The following is a 17976-nucleotide window of genomic DNA, read 5'->3' on the forward strand; positions in this document are numbered from 1 at the left end:
TTCTCGAGGTTTTTGAAAACGCGTGATACGTTTTGAGACGGTTTTCACCCTTTTTCCGACCAGCCCTCTACTAACTGTTTTTTACTAACACCATTATCAGCCACTCTCTGCGATTGCACCACTCCATAACCATGCCATTTTTAGTCGCAATAAGCGCTGGTTAACATCCAATTTCAACGTTTATCAATACTAATGGACTCGGAAGGTTCTGCAAATCTATCAGGTGTCGTTGTTATTGCTGATGTCACTTGAGCCGGGATGGATTCGTGAACATTCCCCATGCGATGCGCTTCCGCATAAAGCTGGCGAAGGATAGCTGCATAGGTTGCCGCATCGTGACTGCGGCCATCCCGATCCTTCAGCTCAGTTCGCAACGAGTCCAGCGACTGCCTGGGTGCTACTTCTTCCAGCATCTGCCGCAGGTCTGATTCGGAATGACGGTGGAACCACCCTGTGAGGAACTCCCATTCTGACAGCGTGACAGCCGGGATGCCATCACTGACACGACAATACATGCCGATAAGCCAGGCGAGAGCCTGCTGTACTTCCCGATGCTTGCCATGAATCCGCCAGAACCGTCGTCGCCGAATTTCCGTTTCGTGGGGCATGAAAGTAGAAGGTGGCAGCCAGGTGCCTGATTCCCTGGCACGCTCCATGGCCTGTTCATATTCATGCAATGCCTGGGGGAAGTCCGGTTCATTACGGAAGTATCCCTTCTGGTGATAGAGGCGGAAGTGGGATAACCATTCTTCGTCCGCAATCTGCTCGTCGTCGGGGACCTCTGGTTCGGGAGGGGCCAGTAATCGTTCCAGCCGTGCCAGGCGTGATGCGATACTGGCGGACCGGCTCACTCTGCGGAAGGTTTTGGACATATGGCTTTAAGTCAGGACGTGGTTACCATCTTCAAACCGTTCTTCGATAGACCGCAATCGGGCATCGAAGTCTTCATGGTCGCGAAGTTTACAGCTCAGTTCGATAATGGCCCGTGCAGCACCTAACCGGGCGGAAGACGAATGGGCCGTACCCAGCAACTGGATGAGTGTTCTTGCTGCTTCACTGGTGGCAGCATTCAATACCGAGAGGGTGCGGAAGATGATTTCACGGCGTACGTCCTGCAGGGTTTTCTGGAAGTCGGGGGCTGCAACACGGCGGAAGGCAGTAGCACGACTGATACCAGCACGTCGGGCAGCAGTTTCCACGTTGGCACCGCACGCCATGGCCTGCAGGAAGAGTTCATCTGATTTCCGTCGGCGCTTGGCCATCAGTTCCCTCCTGGTCGCACTGCCTTCTTACCCGTGAACTGCTCCCAGCGCTGCACAATAATATCGCAGTAAAGTGGGTCCAGTTCCATCAGGTAGGCTTTGCGTCCCAGTTGCTGACAGGCAATGAGCGTGGAACCACTGCCACCGAAGAGGTCGAGAACGTTCTCCCCTGCTCTGCTCGAATACTCAATAGCACGGGCTGCCAGTTCCACGGGCTTCTCCGTCAGATGTACCATGCTCTGGGGATTGACCTTCTTGATGGCCCACAAGTCGGTGGCATTATTGGGTCCGAAGAACTGGTGAGCTTTCCCCTCTTTCCAGCAGTAGAAACACCACTCATGCGCTCCCATGTAGTCTTTGCGGGTCAGCACCGGATGCTGTTTGTCCCAGATGATGGCCTGGCTGAAGTAGATACCATGGCGTTTGAGTGGTGCTGGATAGTTGGCCACGTTCGCATAACCGCCCCAGATATAGAGACTTCTCCCCGGATCCAGCACACGGGCCATATTACCAAACCAGGCGTCAAGCAGGCGGTCGAACTCCTGCTCGGACACAAAGTCGTTCGCCAGCGGTCTGTCCTTGGCCCTTAGCTTCTTATGGGTGGCTTGAGCTTTCTCGGGGTGTCGTGCCACGTCCAGTTTCTGATGATTCATTGTCTCAAACGAAGACAGCCCCGCCGCAATCGCATTATTGCTTCTCGGTTCGACTTTGACGTTGTACGGCGGGTCGGTGTTTACCAGTTGAATCGTTGCGCCACCAAGCAGCTTGTCCACATCAGTGGCGGAAGCCGAATCGCCACACAAAAGCACATGGTCACCCAGGATAATGCGGTCACCAGGTTGGGTGATAGCGGCATCGGGTGGTTCGGGGATGGCATCAGCATCGGTTACTCCCTCCATGGGTGTGTTGAGCAATTCGTTAAGTTGTTCCTGGTCAAAGCCAATCAGGTCGAGGTCATAGTCCTGCTTCTGCAGTTCCAAGAGTTCTTCTGTCAGCTTGTCATCGTCCCAACTGCTTAACGTGGCAGTCTGGTTGTCCGCAATGCGGTAGGCCTGAATCTGGGACTGGGATAACCCTGTCGCGACATGTACCGGCACTTCCGTCATGCCCAGCTTCTGGGCAGCCTTGTAGCGGGTATGGCCCACCACGATGACACCAGCTTCATCCACGACGATAGGTTGTCGCCAGCCATATTCCCGGAGGGATTCGGCTACCGCATCGATGCCGTTATCGTTATGGCGGGGGTTGTTTTCGTAGGGACGAATACTGTCGAGCGGACGGAGTTCTACTTTCATCGGGATACCGGCACCAGGTGAAAGCACCTATTGTGCGGGGTACCGCATTACGCTCAAAACCACCCAAAACTGCATGATGATATAGGGTTTATCCTCAATTTCCACACTCATAACCCGTCCACGATTTACGTCCATTTTATTTTCGTTTTGACCACTTTCCAATTCATCGAAGTCACTTATCTTCCAAATTAATGGAGCACATTTTCGCCATCAAAGTACGGAGACTTACCCATTCTCGAAGTTCATCGTCGTCTCAAGTTCGTTCATCTCAGGGCCGTATTACCCATCTCCTTCATTCAGAAAAAACACACCCTCGCGGTACGCTTTATCATCGTAGTGCAGTCCCAATGTTCTACACGAGGACTGACACGATGATTTCTGGCTGTGCAACTACAGGAGACAGCAGATGGCAGTGACGAAGAAGCAGTTATCCCCTCCCAGGCTGCGATTATTGGAGCTGATGCAGAAAATGAACTTCTGCAAAATCAGACAACTCCACGTCCACAACGGTGAACCTGTATTTGAACCAGCACCCGAAGTAGTTCAATACCTCAAAATCGGTGGCAACAACGACCCACGAGTCGAAATCCATTTACGAGACTATGCACTGAAACAGTCTCATCTCGAACTGTTTCAGCATTTCAGCGACTTGCAGAGCGGCATCATCGACGAACTCGAAGTTCGTTATGGCCTGCCTCAGGTCCTTCGTATTCAACGTGCCGTTGCCTAGCTGACGGCTGAGTATTTCCTGATGTGGTGCATGATCGATACCGTCATGGCACCAGGGTGGAGACAAGAACGTGGTCAGTAAAACCCTTTTCAGTTCGGCTTCCGACCGCTGGGCAACGCCCCAGGCGGTCTATGCTGCGCTGAATAAGGAGTTTCGCTTTAACTTTGACCCGTGCCCGCTCGATGGGAATGGCGATGGCCTCTCCCCCTTGTTCTGTCCCTGGCGGGGCAAACGGGTGTTCTGCAATCCACCGTACGGACCTGGTATCGGAGATTGGCTCGAGCGGGGCATGGAAGCCAAGGTAGCGGTCTACCTGCTTCCGGCACGCACGGATACCAAGTGGTTCCATCAACAGGTATTACCACACGCCACGGATATTCGGTTTATCAAGGGCCGACTCAAGTTTGGCGATGCTCGAAATTCTGCTCCGTTCCCCTCGATGATTGTGGTTTTGGGAAAACCCTGAGGTCAGGGGCAGCGTTCCGGTTCACTTGTTTAACCCAAATGCGGTGCATGACGGGGTCCGTCCACGGTCCGCGGTGCGCGCAGAGGATGCTCATGACCAAACGAGTCAACAAGCTATTTCGATATGGGGCAGCAATTCATCCAGGCTTGGAGAAGCTCGGGCTTACCCCTAATCAATATCGCATTTATTGTTATTTGATTTTCAGAACGGGAAATAATGAACAGTGCTGGCCCAGCATCTCCACCATCGCGGCGGACTGTCGAATGGGCAAAACTACGGTAAAAAAGGGACTCGCTGAACTCAGAACTTTAGAACTGGTAAAACCATTACCCTGCTGTGAAAAATCTGGGCGACGAACTTCCAATCGCTACGTGCTTCTGGGTATTTCTGGCAAACACCAGGGGTCGCCAAACGACTGGGGGACTGGTCGCCACGCGACTGGTCACCGGTCGCCAGACGACCACAAATATATATCAGATGAATGTATTACAAAAGAAATAATACATCATCATTCCAATCCATCAAAAACCAGACAATGTACAGCTCTTCTAACCAGTGAATCCCTTCCAGAATCGCTGTATCCCTTTGAGGGAGCCTATACCGCTTCTACCCTGAATGAAGCCTGGAAGCTCACCAAGTCTTATTACCCGTTACATACGTTTGCCAAGACGCGCAAGGCAATGAGACAATGTGTCAGTGCCTTTGCTGCGCAAATCCAGTCCAACAGCCGGTTTGGCAATCACTTGCAAGCGTATCTGAAGCGCTTCAGTTCATTACCCCCGGAATCGTTGCAAGAACAGATTCGACAAGGCCAACTACTTTCCCTCCAAACGACTCCGTGGGAATTGGTAAAGCATATCAATCGAAATTACAAATCTGCCTCTCGACCCATCCCTAATGCCAGTAACAGCAGTGTCCTTGCTGGTCGCGCCCAACGACGCCATGCAGCTCAGACGAAACCGCAAGCTCAATCTGAAACATTGACCCCAGAAACACTCAAGGAGAACCTACATGTCTGAGAAGTCAGTTACACTGAGAACGGAACGTATGCCGCATGACCTGGAAGCAGAAAAAGAGCTCATCCGCAGCATTCTGGTCAATAACCAGGTCCTGGATGACGTTCGGAGACTCATTTCACCCAATGATTTCTATGACTATCGCCACCAGTTAATCATGCGGGCTATTCTCAATCTGGCGGATCGCCAGGCGAGTACCGGGATAGATTTGATTACCCTGACCCATGAATTAGAAAGGGAAGGTCAGCAAAAGGAACTAGGCGGTTGGCAGTACCTCCATGAGCTTGCAGATTTGGCTTTGCACAGTGTACATGCGACTCATTACGCTCGGATTGTCAGCGAGAAATCAATTCAACGCATGCTGCTGCAGGCTGCTCAATCAATTCACCGCGAAGCATCATATCCTTCCGACCCTGAACAGCTATTGGAACACAGTGAACAACTCATCCTGCGTATTCGTGATGCGTCAAACGCCTCCGAAATCAAACCTCTTCAAGTCGGTTTACATAAGCTGTTGGACCGTGCCGATGAACAGTGCTCTGGAAAAATTGAACGATGGTATACCGGGTTCCAGGAACTCGACAGTCTGGTGAAACTGTCTGCGGGAAAACTCATTATTATTGCAGCACGCCCTTCGGTCGGAAAAAGTTTGCTCGCCACGCAGCTTGCCAAGCAAATCTCCGACCATGCTTCGGGCCGTCGTGCCGTTTATCTTTCCAGCCTGGAAATGGAAGATGAGGAAATTGCAGCTCGATTCGTAGCTTCATTCGGCAATGTCCCCATGGATGTTGCAAGTGTGGAACGTGTTCTCAATCGTCCCGAATCAGAACAATTAAGCGACGCTGTTCATCTGCTTGCTGACATACCCATCTTTATCAATGATTCCGGCACGCAGTCCTTAACGACGATTGCCGCTGATGCACGAAGGTTGAATCGCAAGCATGGACTTGGTCTGGTGGTCGTCGATTATCTGCAGTTAGTTACGTGCGAGACGAATCGGAACAAGAACCGTGCCGAAGCCATGGGAGAAATCTCCAGCGGCTTAAAGCGATTGGCCAAGGAGTTACAATGCCCGGTGATTGCGTTATGCCAGCTCAATCGCGAAGCAGATGATGTCAGCGAGCCACAATTACGCCATATCCGTGAAAGCGGAAATATCGAACAGGACGCTGACACGGTCTGGCTTCTCTGGCGTGAAGCCAAGGAAGTCATCGACCCTAATGCTGACCAGGAAGTGTTCCTGAAGATAGCAAAGAATCGCCAAGGTCCCATTGGAACCATCAAACTTCTCCATCGCAAGGAATACATGCGATTCGAGGAATTACTGTCTTATGACCAGCCATCCGTCATGAATGCTGAATAACGAGGAAATTACATGTGGACGCGAGAACTTAAAGGATATGGCTGGTGGTACGCTTCTGACTATCCGCCACCCATGACCTGACCGCATCGAAACGGAATCCCATGTCACCATTCACACTTTTCATGTTTCCCCGGAGGTAACTTCAATGGACGTACCACATCAGTTCACCGCAAACGACAGCCAGTCAGCATCCGTGTGGCCGAAAAAGCCCAAGATGACCATTCTCGGCAAAAGCCTACGAGGAATGGACGAAGCGTTGCGACGCGACAGGCTCCTCTATCTCCTTGGAGTCATCGAAGGCATCGCCTTTGAAACGGTCTATTTCATTGATGAACTCATCGACCATGGTAATTATCTGAAAGTAGTCTTGGAAACCACGCCTTCCCTTGAGCATATGGCCTGTGTCCTGGATGCCTGGAAGCAGTATTCCGTCAGCGGCGACGGAGCTGTTGAACATACCGTTCGGACCAAATCATCCTGCTTTACAGCAGTCTATGCACATTCTCTAACTGACCTGCAGTTGCACCGCACTGCATTCCCTAGCAGAACGATTGCACTGAACATCGAGCCAGAAGATGAACCATCTCACCATTCCGAAATGGATGAAGATGAGTCCCTGGTTGAAGAGCAGGACAGTGAACAATTACCCTTCTGACAACAGGTTGACGAGCGATGGCGTTCATCGCTCACACCTACTTCCTGGAGAGTATGAAATGAAGATTCCGCTGGTTATTCGGAACAATGAGTCGCATGAAACGTCATGTATTGACAACGAACCGTTAGCTCGCCAAATGCTGGCTCAGCTGCAGAAAATCTCTCCGGAGAGCCTTGCTGGTATCCGGCTGGTTGAGATTACCTCTCAAGCGATAGTGCTGCATTGGGCCAAAGTACCTGAACCATGGCACTTTGAATCTCTGAGCGATTGGTGGAGTGCATCAGCCTCGGAGTCGAAGGTACAGATGCACTGGTATTCCGAATCCGTAGCTCCAACTTACAACCGGAAAGAGATACCTACTTTGCGCCGTGTCTATTCCTGATGTACTTCTGCATTCAGTGTCGGCTTCATGCCAACATTGGTCATGGCCATCAGAAGCCACCTGCATCAACTTCTTTGAACGGAATCTCATGGTATTTGACTACACACAAGTGAACCGGCAAGAATTAGCATCTCTCCTCGCCCTGGTCACCTACCGCATTCTGACCCGGCAGAAGTTACCGCATTCCAGCCAACATTCCCTTGATGTCCTTCCAAAAGAAGTGCTCAGTGTCTCCAAGACGGTTAACGCCCACGGAGAACAAGGAGACGCATGATGGACTTGAAGCAGAAACTGACCTCACTGCCACACCTGCGGGTGACTGACCTGCGACAGATGTACGCCGAGGTCTTTGGCGAACCAACGAATGCGAACAACCGCGACTGGCTGACCAAACGGCTTGCCTGGCGATTGCAGGCGCAGGCCATGGGTGGTCTTTCGGAACGGGCGATGGCACGAGCTAAAGAACTGGCTCGCGAAGAAGACCTGCGAGTGACACCACCACCGGTAGCCACGATACCCATTTCCCAGCCACGGGATACCCGACTGCCAACGCCCGGTGCCGTTATTACCCGCACCTACAAAGGCGTCCAACACCATGTCGAAGTGCTGGCCGACGGCTTTATCTGGAACGGGAATACTTACACGACACTGACTGCTGTGGCTAAGGCCATCACGGGCCAGCACCTCAACGGCTTCGCCTTCTTCGGCATCAAGCGGGGAGGGAAGCAATGAACAAGCCTCCCAAACGAATCCGCTGTGCCATCTACACCCGCAAATCGACTGAAGAAGGACTGGAGCAGGAGTTCAACAGCCTCGATGCCCAGCGGGAATCAGCCGAAGCGTTCATCAAGAGCCAGGCTCACGAAGGCTGGGTGTGCCTGCCAGCCAAGTACGACGATGGAGGCTTCACGGGTGGCAACATGGAACGCCCTGCCCTAAGGCAATTACTCGCAGATATTGAATCGGGTCAGGTTGACTGTGTTATCGTTTACAAGGTAGACCGGTTATCCCGCAGCCTTCTCGACTTTGCCCGCATGATGGAGATATTTGACCGCAAAGGCATCTCGTTTGTAAGCGTGACACAGCAGTTCAATACCACGCATTCCATGGGACGATTGACGCTCAACATCCTGTTGTCCTTCGCCCAGTTTGAACGGGAAATCATCTCTGAGCGAACGAGGGACAAGATTGCAGCCACCCGGCGTAAAGGCAAATGGTCAGGTGGACGGCCGATTCTGGGCTACGATGCCGATCCGGTCACCAACAAGCTCATCATCAACCACGAAGAAGCACCACGCGTGCGTGCCATCTTCCGGCTTTATGCCGAGCATGGTTCTCTATTACCCGTTGCCCAAGAACTGAACCAGCGTGGCTGGCGGAACAAACTTTACAACACTCGGAAGGGCATCTCCAAGGGTGGCATGGAGTTCACTCGCACCAGCTTGTGGAACCTGCTCACCAACCCGCTGTACTTCGGTCAGGTACGTCACAAAGACAACGTCTATGCCGGTGAACACGAAGCCATCATTGATGAAGTACTCTGGCAGCGGGTGCAGACTCAACTGGAACGTAATGGCATTCATGGTGGCCGGGAAATCAAGAACCGGCATGGCTCGATTCTGAAAGGCTTGCTGCGATGCGTTCCCTGCGGGTGTGCCATGACACCTTCTTACTGCTGCAAGAACGGCAAGGTGCAGTATCGCTACTACACCTGCACCAAAGCTCAGAAACAAGGCTGGGAGAAATGTTCTTCCAAGAGTGTTCCCGCAGGTCAGATGGAACAGTTTGTCGTTGAACGTATTCGGGGTATTGGTAGCGACCCAGCTTTACAAGCTGAAGTACTCACCATCATCCACCAACACCATGAGGAACACCGGCAAACCATGCAGTCCGAACAAGCACTTCTCATGCGTGAGCTGAAACGCTGGCAGCAGGAAGCACGCAACCTCATCGGACAGGTTAAAGCAGGTGAAGTCAACACTCTAGTAACCAGCCGATTGGCCGAAGTACAGGAACGGATCGCCCACGAAACGCCACGGTTGGCCCAGATTCGCGAGGAACTCGAACGCTTGGCCGATTGGACCATCACCGCAGAATCCGTGGCCACAGTGCTAGGCCGATTCGATGAACTCTGGAAAGCCATGAACATAGTCGAGAAGCAGAAGCTGCTGCAACTGCTCATCGACCGCATTGATTACGATGGCAAGGTGGGCCAGGTGACCATTCATTTCCATCCGACTGGCCTGGAATCGCTGCTCACTGAAACCATCACGGAGAACGCTGCATGATTGCCAAGACATGGAATGTATCGTTTGAAACGCATCGCAAGGGTCAGCGGGTGATGACTACCCGCAAGCAGTCCCCTGCTCTGCACGAAGGTCGCATACCACGTATCTCCCGGCTCATGGCGCTGGCTCATCATCTGGAACGCCTGGTGGTAACAGGCGTGGTCAAGGACTACGCAGAGCTGGCACGATTGGGCCATGTCAGCCGGGCACGTATCAGTCAGATCATGAACCTGTTACTGCTGGCACCGGAAATTCAGGAGGAGATCCTGTTCCTGCCGAAGACGATGTCGGGCCATGACCCCATCAAACTGAAGCATCTACAGCCGATCTGTCTGGAGATGGATTGGGGGAGGCAGAAGGAGAAGTGGGTGCTAATGTCATCTCCAATTAAAAGCATTCGATAGTCGTATCTTCCAGGTCAAGGACTAGGTCAGCGATGGTCACTTTAAACCATGCCTGAAACATCTCCCAAGTTCTCACTTTCGGCCACTTGCTTTTTTCCGTCCACCATGATTCTAATTCCTCTACAAAGATTCGCTTGTAGTGTTTTTTGATAAGTTCTACTCCTACCGTTTGGCCATCTTCATTTTCTGCCAAGTAAACAGTCGGGGTGTGTTCACTTTCCTCAATACTCGTATCCTCCTCCACCGATCTTGCCCAGACAAAGTAGGGTTCTTTGGCTTCTACCATAAACGCAACTCGATTTAAGCAATTCATCATGAGTATATTCTCCGTAGACAATGAAAGAATACAGATTCCTCAATCACTCCTCCTCCCTTTTCCCCGTCATGCTCTAACTGTCATCCTGTGTAGCCAGCATCATGGTGATGCCAGCACGCACCAAGAGACAGAGAGATGGCAAACAAGAAACTGAAGGTTGGTGGATCGAGTGACCTGCGGTTACCAATCAAGAAGGTCAAAAGCGATAAAAAGCCCAAGTGGCAGGCCAAGACTGGTGGTATTAGGTAATTAGTAACGTAGATTGATTATTTTAATGATCTATCACTAACATCATGTTAGAGTGCGGTTGTCTAATCAACTGTATAACTCGTACTTGCCATGAAAAAATCGATGTTACTTATTCTCATACTGATTATTTCCTCGACTACAATCGTGACTGGCGATGAAGTGATCATGCCGTCAATTCAATTCAAAGGCTCGCCACTATTTGTACCATATGATTTTCCGGTGGCTGCTTCGTTAGACGGCAAGTACATTGCAACAGCTTCCAAAACGCCTGGGTGTGCTGTCTTGATCGATACTAAATCCGGCGCAGAAGTCATGGAATTAAAAGGTGGGAAGTCGCCAATTACTTCGATTCGATTTACGCCTGATGATCATACTCTTCTTGGCGGTGACGACCGACGGGTATACATGTGGAGGCTGAAATCCAGGAGCCTAGTGGCCACATGCCCAGCCAATGATGAATCTCCGGGTTCAACAAAGCTGATGCAATTTGCCATTGCAGGTAACGGCAACAGATTTGTCACAGCCATCTCTCGTCATGTGCAAGGCGAGGGTTCAAAAGGTGTGACATATCAAAGTTGGAATCTAGATAGCGGAGCAGAGGAATGGTCTCGGCATTTACCAGAACCGCCATACCAACTTCGATATCTGATGAATGTATCGTACGATGGCACAGTATTAGCGCATTGGCCAGGTATTACCTCAAGTCAGAATGGATCAACAACGATTCACTTCTGGAAGATCGTTCCACGAGTGGGTGGCATCCAAAAAGAACTGGAGCAAGATAGGTCACTGAACATCAAGGAAATATCCCCAGTTCAGTGTGTAGCATTCACCCCAAGTGGCAAAGAATTGATAGTCACTGGATCTCGTAATCTGCGTGCTACGGGGCCCAATAAGTTAGCTCAGTCTTCCCCAGACAAGGATCCTCTTTTATTGGTATATCGTTCGGACAGTCTTCAAGAGAGTGCCAGATGGAATACCCGAATGTCCATGCCGATGTCCCAATTGGTTTTCAATCGTGATGGAAGTCTAGTGGCTGGGTTTGATTCCAATTGGTATGAACTGGGAATATGGGAAACGAGCAGCGGGAAGTCTCTAGGGATTGCAAAGCGAGATCCTTATAAAACAATTTCTTGGCCAAAAATATGGGAACTTCGATTCAACCAAAAGAACCAGCTTCAATGCTCTTATTCGAACATCCAAGCTGGCAAATGCATTTTTCAACCCCGACAGGACGGCGGATTACTTGAGTTTCCCGCCCCTGGCCCGCCAGCGATTCGACCCCACAGTGCTTACATTAATACGGTTGCATTTTCACGGGATCAGAAGCAATTATTAACGTATGACGGAGGAATGCTCTGCACGTGGGATCTGAAAAACTTGGAGTTAGTGAAAAGTAAACGTGTCGGCCCAGCGATTCGAAAGTTTAACATGAAGCGAGGAGGCTTATTGTCGCCAGGAGGCTGGGCATCACTGAGGCCGATAATCTCGTCTGATGGCATGCTTTTGGTTACTCAAGGACTCAATGCGCACCTCATCCTAACCCGCCTACAGTCAAATGAAGAAATTCAACTGAATCTGGATCTCGTTGAAAAACAGGGGATGGAATTGGCACTTCGTGTCGGAATTACCCCGGACGGGAAGCGAGTGGTTGCTGAGTGGACGGAGTTCCTGGGCTATGACCAAAACCCTCAGAAATCTGGAAAAGTCGAAGCTTGGGATACGGCAAATGGCAATCGCCTGTGGTCACAACCAGTGCTGCAGCTTGCTCCTGATGAAATGCGTCCTTTTCGAAATAACATTGTGAACGAACCACTCAGCATTTCAACGGATAGTAAATCGGTAGTAATTTCTGGCGGAATACTCGATGTGGCTACGGGCCAACTGCAGAGTGATTGGACTGCACCAATTCCACAAATTCGGAATGGATTCTTGGACTCAACCGGGAAGCGATTGGTAAATCTTGAAGGCAACCAATTTGGATTCTGGGACATGCAAACTGGCAGATTATTGGAAAGATGGGTGCTTCCAGATGTTAGCGACTCCAGACTAATCAACATCTTACCTGATGGAAGAACTGCTCTGGTATCGGTTAAGTCTCCATGTTCGACTGACGTTGCCGGGAGTATCATTCTCTGGATCGAATTGGCAAGTCAACAGGTTCGTGCAAGATTTGCATTTGAGCATCACTTCCCATTCGCCGTCATCGGCGTCTCACCGGATGGTAATACGCTAATAGGCACAAATAAATCGAATGCGTTTGCAATCTGGAAACTACGTACGTTACCAAGACAGAATCGATTGGTATCAAAACCCGAAATGGAACAGCATTGGAAGAAAATCTGTGGATTATCGGCAGACGGTGGTTGGAAAGCAATGCAGGCGCTAGCAGAAGACCCAAACCAGACGATTCCATTTGTGATGGAGCATCTGAATCAGCGTCCCACCAGCGAGCAGGTGAATGCATGGATTGAAGAATTGGGTCATTCCGACTTCAATCGCCGTGAAAAAGCCTTTGAGAACTTAGCCGCCTTAGGCAAGAGTGTTGAAGAGAAGCTAAAGAAGGCATCCAAGTCTGATTCACTGGAATGGCAACGGCGCGCGGAGAAACTGTTGCAGGCATTCCAGGGTGTGGACCTTGGTCACATTCGCGATGTACGAGCAGTAGAGCTATTGGAAATGATTGGGAATGCTGAGGCGAAGAAGATGTTGTCGCAGCTTGCTGGTGGAAATAGCCAGGACTGGTTGACCCAAGAAGCACAGATAGCGATTAAGAGATTGACACTCAGGAAGTAAAGACTCACAGATCGCAGACAAACCAGAATAGACTCCTCCAATGCCCATTATTCAAAACACCGACTAATAATTATGCAGAATTTGTACTTTTGGAAGATCATTCACATTCTTGATCTCCCCCTCCTCCCTTTCCCCCGTCATGCTCTAACTGTCATCCTGCGTAGCCAGCATCATGGTGATGTCTGCACGCACCAGGAGACTGAGCGATGGCAAACAAGAAACTGAAGGTTGGCGGATCGAGCGAACTACGGTTGCCAACCAAGAAGGCCAAGGGCGAAAAGAAACCCAAGTGGCAGGCCAAGACGGGTGGTAAAAAAAAGGGCAAAGAGTCGATGGTCGAGACACCGCTGGCCGTTCAAGAAGAGCAGGCTCTCCCACCAGAACCAACCGAAACGCCCGACGTGGCGACAACTACCGAGGCTGGGGCAATGAGCAAGCCACGACGAACGAGGAGGTAGAGGCTTCTGATGCCGTAGCACCTGCCGAGGAGCCAATGACGCCCGAAGCAGAAGTCCCAACCACAATTCGCTTCGCACTGGTACCATGCCCAAAACGCATGCGCAGAATAGATTACCATGTATACTTATCGCTTCGTATACGAGTAAATCAAAATGCGGCTGTTCATCCTGATTGCTGTTTTCCAATGGATGATTCCACTCCAAGCTGACGATTGGAAAGGCCAGGTAGTCTTTCCCCGAGAAGCAGACTTAATGCTCCGTGACAAGGGCGATGTGATTGGTCGTTTCCTGCATGATGGAAAAGTAGTACGTGACAACGGAGAGACCTTGGAGATCGTTCAAAGCGACCCCTTTGCCAAACGAGACCGGCAGGGAGTTGTCTCCAAGAAAGAAGCCATTCTTGCCAGCGAGGCAGTAGACTACTTTACCGGGTTAGTGACTAAGGAACCGCGTACCGTATTTCCCCTATTACAGCGAGCACGTGCCTATGAATTGGCAGGCAAACAATCTTTGGCTTTCGCTGATCTCAAACAGGCAGTCAATCTATCTGGCCAAGCTGCGGCACTTCACAAGGCTGGTATAGCACTGCACAATCAGAAGAAATATCCCGAAGCCATTGCCAAATATACCGAGGCACTGAAGTTTGACCGCAGCACCGCCTTAATCTACCACAATCGCGGAATTGTTCATAATAACTTGGGCAACCACGACGAATCACTGGCCGACATCTCTGAAGCCATCTGGCTTCAACCCAAAAAGGAGAGCTACTATTACGATCGTGGACTTCGCTGGAATGCATTGAAGAAACATGACCGAGCCATCAGCGACTTCACCAAGTGTATTGAGCTGAATAACTCCAAGGGTCAATACTTTTTCTACAGAGGAAAAAGTCACTCGAATGCTGGCAATACCAAGGCAGCCATATCAGATTACAGTGCTGCCCTCCATCGAGATCGCAACGATTTCTTTTCACTCTTCAATCGGGGCTTGCTTTACAAAAAGGAAGGTGACCTGCGCAAAGCCTTGGCCGACTTTGAACAGGCGGAGAAACTCAAGCCTGATCATGAAATGGCGTTGATCAACCTCGTCCACATCCACATGCAAATGGAGAAGTACTTCAAGGCACAGCCCATAGCGGAAAGGCTGGTGTACATGCATCCCAACAATGCTGAGAATTTCGTGGAATTGGCAATGTGTCAGCGCGCACAAGGTCATGACGTTTTTTCAGCAACGCTGGAGAAGGCACTGGTGCTCGATCCCGATAACGCCTGGGCTCGACATGAACGTGGCCTCTGGCATCTTGATCACTGCCGTTGGCAGCAGGCGCTGGAGGATCACACGCGCGCGATTACCAAGGCACCTAAGAAGGTGGATGCCTATGCAGCACGCGCCTGGGCCTATGCCGGTCTTAAAAAATGGAACGAGGCTATGAAAGACCTGGATGAGGCACTTACGATCGACCCCAAAGCGGTTTTGCCTTTATGTGTGAAGGCTACATTGCTGGTTACCGACGACAGCACGAAGAAGAACGTGGAACAGGCCATGGATCTTGTGGAGAATGCGATCAAAATTGCCGGAGAGCGAAATCCGGATGTACAAGCGGCTCGTGCTGCGGTTCACGCTTGGCGGGGGGAATGGAAATTGGCGAAGCAATACCAGTCAAATGCCTGCATCGGTAACAGTAATAGTATCAGCCGCTTTGATCGTACCTTTCGTTATCGGGCCCGGCTTTATTCCCAGAATCAACGCGTCCAGTTTCCCGAAAAAAGTAGTCCCTGACTGCCTTCTTGAGTCACTTGCAAACGGGCTTTCACCATAGAGCAGCTGCTAACGATCGCAGACATGGGGTGGTTGCAGGCCATGATCCGATCAAACTGAAGCATCTACAGCCGATTTGTCTGGAGATGGATTGGGGGTGGCAGAGGGAGAGGTTTAAGGCTATTCGCTCTTATCACAAGACTCTAAACTCTTAACTGACTGCTCATCTGAACTATTTCCATTCATCTCTGTCTTATTCGTACAACATCACTCCTCAGCCTATGTTGGATTCTGGCATGGTTAGTATACGACGGTCTACAGAGACAGATGTTCCCACCATTTTGGCCCTCTATCGGAAAGTAGCCGCCATTGAAGGCGGTTTAGCCCGTATCCAAGAGGAGATTTCCCATGAATATGTTCGCTCCTTCGTGGCAAGAGCAATGAAATCAGGATTCTCATTTGTCGCTCAGTTACCTTCAAGAGAGGCTGTTATTGGAGAAATCCATGCCTATGCCTTAGGGCCGAAGGTCTTCTCACATGTCTTGGGAGAACTGACCATCGCTGTCGATCCAGACACTCAAGGCAAAGGAATAGGACGGCTACTCTTTGAGCATTTGTTACATAGTGCTAAGCATGAACGTAAAGACATTCTTCGGGTAGAGTTAATTGCACGGGAAAGTAACCACAAAGCCATAGCCTTTTATCAGAAGCTTGGCTTCCAGATAGAAGGCAAAATGGCTGGCAGAATCCGAGGTACAGATGGTAAGCTGGAAGCTGACATCCCTATGGCTTGGTTCCGCCAGCATGCGTATTAATTGCATGATTATTATCCTACATTCCTGCTGAATGCTCCTCCCTTCCCCCGTCATGCTCTAACTGTTATCCTGCGTTGCTAGCATCATGGTGATGCGGCACGCATTAGGAGACAGAAACATAACGAATATTAAGGAGTGGCGCAATAACTTCCTAGGTATTTGTTTCCAAGATGGAGCAAGAGGCGAATAAACAATAACTGGACTTCGCCCTGATGGGAGGGTAGATTGATGCCTAATATCGTATCCGTGTTTCGGGATAATGCTCTTCCGGGAAAGATCGGTGCAACATGCGCTCTGGATTGATTTGGGTTGCAGTTTTTATCATTCCCGGTGTCTGCTTTGGCCAGTATGGGTTCCAAAAACTTGTGACCACGAGCGGAACTTACGACGCAACCTGGCCGCCCGCACTAAATGATACGGGTGCGATTTCTTTTAAGGGAGTGAAGGGTTCGACATCAGGAATCTATCGCGTAACTTCTGGATTAACGCAAACAATCGCCTCTTCCCCAGGAACTTTTTCCTCTTTTGATGAAGTGACGAGCATCAACAATCTCGGCAACGTAGCCTTCTATGGCTCCTCCTCCTTGCATGGCATTTATGTAGGCAATGGCATCAGCATAACAACGATTGCTGACACGAGCGGTCCCCTGAGTCCCTTTATGGGACCACCGAGTATCAACAATCTGGGTCAGGTTAGCTTTCATTCCAGTCGCGATGCTGGGGGCAACGGTGTCTTTCGAGGCGTAGGTGTACCGGTTTCTCCTGTCAACATCGCTCTCACGGGCGCAACGTATTCTGGATTCGGGCGTAACACAGCCAATAATGAATCCGGCCAAGTGGCGTTTCGTGCTGGAATCGTATCGGGTGGAGATGCGCTACTAATCGGAAATGGAATCAGCACGATTACTGTCGCCACGACAAGTGGCCCCTTTTTTGCCTTCGATGCCCTGTCCATCAACGACAGTGGCCAGGTGGCTTTCAGTGCAATGAATGATGATGGCTCTTTTGGGGTCTACTTTTACAACGGTTCGACCATCTCAACGATTGCTACGACCAGCTCCTATTCCCGGTTCGGCAGCGTAAATCTCAGTAATTCTGGCATGGTCGCGTTTTATGCGGAAGTGGCCAACAGCATCGACCAGGGAATCTTCTTTGGCCCCAATCCGGCAATCAACAAATTGATTCGGGTAGGCGACAACCTCGATGGTGGCATTGTCGGTAACATCGCGTTCAGTCCATTTGGCCTCAATAATAACAATCAGTTCGCCTTTACCGCCAGCGTCGGCAGCGGTACCGGCATTTACCTCGCTACCGCTGTTCCAGAACCCGTCACCATTGCATTAGTGTTCTTGATCGCTGCAGGTGCAGGAGCCGCATGCTGGCGAACACGTGCGATATTCCATCGTATGATCCATCAGGAAGTTGAACTGCCCGAATAATCCAGCCCACTCTATTCATGACCCGATCAAGCTCAGGCATTTGCAGCCGATCTGCTTGGAGATGGATTGGGGGAGGCAGTGGGAGAGGTGGGGGCGTTTACTCTCCTGATCACTTTTTGTCTGGAGCTGCCTTGGGCAACTTCTCCTTCTCCGCCTGCCACTTCTTCACTTCCTCAGGCTTGTTGGTTTCGGTGTAGAGCTGGATGAGGCGGTCAAGGGCTTCGGGGAGGCGGGTGCTGCTTCGTGGCGGGATGGTTTTCTCGCGCTGCTTCAGGCCTTCGTAG

Annotated in this window: 18 protein-coding genes; 13 read left to right on the forward strand and 5 right to left on the reverse strand. The window is 50.7% G+C overall.

Annotated features, from left to right (window positions below; genetic code table 11):
- Positions 1 to 173 precede the first annotated feature (173 nt).
- Genes JNJ77_05140 through JNJ77_05150 form a run of 3 tightly spaced genes read right to left on the reverse strand, consistent with a single transcriptional unit; the run spans position 174 to position 2557 of the window.
- Positions 174 to 872, reverse strand: a complete 699-nt coding sequence (locus tag JNJ77_05140) for a hypothetical protein (protein MBL8821953.1) — start codon at positions 870 to 872, stop codon at positions 174 to 176.
- A 6-nt stretch (positions 873 to 878) separates the two neighbouring features.
- Positions 879 to 1262: a hypothetical protein gene (locus tag JNJ77_05145; GenBank protein ID MBL8821954.1), complete on the reverse strand. Its 384-nt coding sequence runs from the start codon at positions 1260 to 1262 to the stop codon at positions 879 to 881.
- Positions 1262 to 2557 (reverse strand): ParB N-terminal domain-containing protein, encoded by a 1296-nt coding sequence (locus JNJ77_05150; protein ID MBL8821955.1) that lies wholly within the window; start codon positions 2555 to 2557, stop codon positions 1262 to 1264. The genes JNJ77_05145 and JNJ77_05150 overlap by 1 nt, the downstream gene beginning before the upstream one ends.
- A 406-nt stretch (positions 2558 to 2963) precedes the next feature.
- Here JNJ77_05150 and JNJ77_05155 point away from each other — a divergent pair, with 406 nt between their 5' ends.
- The 8 genes from JNJ77_05155 (at position 2964) to JNJ77_05190 (ending at position 9861) form a co-directional block, all read left to right on the forward strand.
- On the forward strand, positions 2964 to 3287 hold the full coding sequence (locus JNJ77_05155; GenBank protein ID MBL8821956.1) for a hypothetical protein: 324 nt from the start codon (positions 2964 to 2966) through the stop codon (positions 3285 to 3287).
- Positions 3288 to 3357: 70 nt separating this feature from the next.
- Positions 3358 to 3753 (forward strand): adenine methyltransferase, encoded by a 396-nt coding sequence (locus JNJ77_05160; GenBank protein ID MBL8821957.1) that lies wholly within the window; start codon positions 3358 to 3360, stop codon positions 3751 to 3753.
- A 92-nt stretch (positions 3754 to 3845) separates the two neighbouring features.
- Positions 3846 to 4772, forward strand: coding sequence for a helix-turn-helix domain-containing protein (locus JNJ77_05165; GenBank protein ID MBL8821958.1), 927 nt, complete (start codon positions 3846 to 3848; stop codon positions 4770 to 4772).
- On the forward strand, positions 4765 to 6132 hold the full coding sequence (locus tag JNJ77_05170; protein ID MBL8821959.1) for a replicative DNA helicase: 1368 nt from the start codon (positions 4765 to 4767) through the stop codon (positions 6130 to 6132). Before JNJ77_05165 ends, JNJ77_05170 begins: the two co-directional genes overlap by 8 nt.
- A gap of 145 nt (positions 6133 to 6277) precedes the next feature.
- The gene (locus JNJ77_05175; protein ID MBL8821960.1) at positions 6278 to 6787 is read left to right on the forward strand and encodes a hypothetical protein; all 510 of its coding nucleotides are present in this window, start codon (positions 6278 to 6280) and stop codon (positions 6785 to 6787) included.
- A gap of 655 nt (positions 6788 to 7442) precedes the next feature.
- Complete coding sequence (locus JNJ77_05180) at positions 7443 to 7901, forward strand: DUF2924 domain-containing protein (protein MBL8821961.1); 459 nt, start codon at positions 7443 to 7445, stop codon at positions 7899 to 7901.
- Positions 7898 to 9457 (forward strand): recombinase family protein, encoded by a 1560-nt coding sequence (locus JNJ77_05185; GenBank protein ID MBL8821962.1) that lies wholly within the window; start codon positions 7898 to 7900, stop codon positions 9455 to 9457. The genes JNJ77_05180 and JNJ77_05185 overlap by 4 nt, the downstream gene beginning before the upstream one ends.
- Positions 9454 to 9861: a hypothetical protein gene (locus JNJ77_05190; protein MBL8821963.1), complete on the forward strand. Its 408-nt coding sequence runs from the start codon at positions 9454 to 9456 to the stop codon at positions 9859 to 9861. The genes JNJ77_05185 and JNJ77_05190 overlap by 4 nt, the downstream gene beginning before the upstream one ends.
- Here the strand turns inward: JNJ77_05190 and JNJ77_05195 are convergent.
- Complete coding sequence (locus tag JNJ77_05195) at positions 9845 to 10147, reverse strand: hypothetical protein (protein ID MBL8821964.1); 303 nt, start codon at positions 10145 to 10147, stop codon at positions 9845 to 9847. The genes JNJ77_05190 and JNJ77_05195 overlap by 17 nt on opposite strands.
- A 381-nt stretch (positions 10148 to 10528) precedes the next feature.
- On the opposite strand from JNJ77_05195, the gene JNJ77_05200 reads away from it, so the two are divergent.
- The 5 genes from JNJ77_05200 to JNJ77_05220 all read left to right on the forward strand — a co-directional run bounded on the left by JNJ77_05200 (position 10529) and on the right by JNJ77_05220 (position 17692).
- Positions 10529 to 13222, forward strand: a complete 2694-nt coding sequence (locus JNJ77_05200) for a WD40 repeat domain-containing protein (protein ID MBL8821965.1) — start codon at positions 10529 to 10531, stop codon at positions 13220 to 13222.
- Positions 13223 to 13428: 206 nt separating this feature from the next.
- Complete coding sequence (locus JNJ77_05205; protein MBL8821966.1) at positions 13429 to 13680, forward strand: hypothetical protein; 252 nt, start codon at positions 13429 to 13431, stop codon at positions 13678 to 13680.
- A gap of 153 nt (positions 13681 to 13833) precedes the next feature.
- Positions 13834 to 15459, forward strand: a complete 1626-nt coding sequence (locus tag JNJ77_05210; GenBank protein MBL8821967.1) for a tetratricopeptide repeat protein — start codon at positions 13834 to 13836, stop codon at positions 15457 to 15459.
- A gap of 275 nt (positions 15460 to 15734) precedes the next feature.
- Positions 15735 to 16253, forward strand: a complete 519-nt coding sequence (locus JNJ77_05215; GenBank protein MBL8821968.1) for a GNAT family N-acetyltransferase — start codon at positions 15735 to 15737, stop codon at positions 16251 to 16253.
- Positions 16254 to 16912: 659 nt separating this feature from the next.
- Positions 16913 to 17692, forward strand: coding sequence for a hypothetical protein (locus JNJ77_05220; GenBank protein ID MBL8821969.1), 780 nt, complete (start codon positions 16913 to 16915; stop codon positions 17690 to 17692).
- Positions 17693 to 17801: 109 nt separating this feature from the next.
- Here the strand turns inward: JNJ77_05220 and JNJ77_05225 are convergent.
- On the reverse strand, positions 17802 to 17976 hold a 175-nt coding region (locus JNJ77_05225; protein MBL8821970.1), incomplete at its 5' end, for a hypothetical protein.

The organism is Planctomycetia bacterium, assembly GCA_016795155.1.
Lineage (GTDB): Bacteria > Planctomycetota > Planctomycetia > Gemmatales > HRBIN36 > JAEUIE01.

Excerpts from the sequence above, each read along its gene's own strand:
- JNJ77_05140 (MBL8821953.1), bottom strand. The coding sequence starts at position 872 with ATGTCCAAAACCTTCCGCAGAGTGAGCCGGTCCGCCAGTATCGCATCA.
- JNJ77_05145 (MBL8821954.1), bottom strand. The coding sequence starts at position 1,262 with ATGGCCAAGCGCCGACGGAAATCAGATGAACTCTTCCTGCAGGCCATG.
- JNJ77_05150 (MBL8821955.1), bottom strand. The coding sequence starts at position 2,557 with ATGAAAGTAGAACTCCGTCCGCTCGACAGTATTCGTCCCTACGAAAAC.
- JNJ77_05155 (MBL8821956.1), top strand. The coding sequence starts at position 2,964 with ATGGCAGTGACGAAGAAGCAGTTATCCCCTCCCAGGCTGCGATTATTG.
- JNJ77_05165 (MBL8821958.1), top strand. The coding sequence starts at position 3,846 with ATGACCAAACGAGTCAACAAGCTATTTCGATATGGGGCAGCAATTCAT.
- JNJ77_05170 (MBL8821959.1), top strand. The coding sequence starts at position 4,765 with ATGTCTGAGAAGTCAGTTACACTGAGAACGGAACGTATGCCGCATGAC.
- JNJ77_05175 (MBL8821960.1), top strand. The coding sequence starts at position 6,278 with ATGGACGTACCACATCAGTTCACCGCAAACGACAGCCAGTCAGCATCC.
- JNJ77_05180 (MBL8821961.1), top strand. The coding sequence starts at position 7,443 with ATGGACTTGAAGCAGAAACTGACCTCACTGCCACACCTGCGGGTGACT.
- JNJ77_05185 (MBL8821962.1), top strand. The coding sequence starts at position 7,898 with ATGAACAAGCCTCCCAAACGAATCCGCTGTGCCATCTACACCCGCAAA.
- JNJ77_05190 (MBL8821963.1), top strand. The coding sequence starts at position 9,454 with ATGATTGCCAAGACATGGAATGTATCGTTTGAAACGCATCGCAAGGGT.
- JNJ77_05195 (MBL8821964.1), bottom strand. The coding sequence starts at position 10,147 with ATGGTAGAAGCCAAAGAACCCTACTTTGTCTGGGCAAGATCGGTGGAG.
- JNJ77_05200 (MBL8821965.1), top strand. The coding sequence starts at position 10,529 with ATGTTACTTATTCTCATACTGATTATTTCCTCGACTACAATCGTGACT.
- JNJ77_05205 (MBL8821966.1), top strand. The coding sequence starts at position 13,429 with ATGGCAAACAAGAAACTGAAGGTTGGCGGATCGAGCGAACTACGGTTG.
- JNJ77_05210 (MBL8821967.1), top strand. The coding sequence starts at position 13,834 with ATGCGGCTGTTCATCCTGATTGCTGTTTTCCAATGGATGATTCCACTC.
- JNJ77_05215 (MBL8821968.1), top strand. The coding sequence starts at position 15,735 with ATGGTTAGTATACGACGGTCTACAGAGACAGATGTTCCCACCATTTTG.
- JNJ77_05220 (MBL8821969.1), top strand. The coding sequence starts at position 16,913 with ATGGGACCACCGAGTATCAACAATCTGGGTCAGGTTAGCTTTCATTCC.